This is a genomic window from Massilia sp. 05N420 (assembly GCF_056397205.1).
This window is the reverse complement of the sequence record NZ_JBFTMX010000141.1, coordinates 1-534: the sequence shown is the minus strand read 5'-3', so window position 1 is coordinate 534 and position 534 is coordinate 1. Positions and strand designations below refer to the sequence as shown.

Sequence of the window (534 nt, the reverse complement as noted above, 5' to 3'; positions counted from 1 at the left end):
TCGCCACCTCGTTGCGCAGGCGCACCAGCGGCTTCAGGCCGATCAGCCCCTGCAGAAAAGCGGCGGCAAGCAGAAGCAGGCCGGTTGCGGCCAGCATCAGCTGCAGCGGCCGATGATAATTCGACAGCGCGCTTTCCATCTCGTCTTTGGAGAAGGCCGTATAGATCGTAAAATGTTTGCGCGCATCACCCTCACCGACAGACATCGCCTTCACGGTGACCAGGATCGTCGCCCCATCCGGCCCTTCGGCCTCGTGAAACCCGCAATAGAGATCCCTGGAGAGGCTATCCCTGGTCAGTTCCTCGTCCCAGAACGACCGCGAACGGAGCGGCGGCTGAGTGGGGTCGTCGGGCGTTATCTGCCAGTAGCGTCCGCCGGCCGGTGTCTGGAACCGCGGATCGGACGGTTCGCTGATCAGCGAAAGCGCACCGTTTTCGATCGCCAGACGGGCACCCAGAGCATCCGATACCGCGGTCATCTCGTTCGCATACTGGTCGGCCAGATAGTCTTCGAACAGATGACCGAGGACGAACC

Annotated in this window: 1 pseudogene; it reads right to left on the bottom strand. The window is 62.0% G+C overall.

Features of this window, described 5'->3' with window-relative positions:
• A pseudogene (locus tag AC1DIX_RS27660) lies at positions 1-534 on the bottom strand (hypothetical protein); the annotation flags it as partial.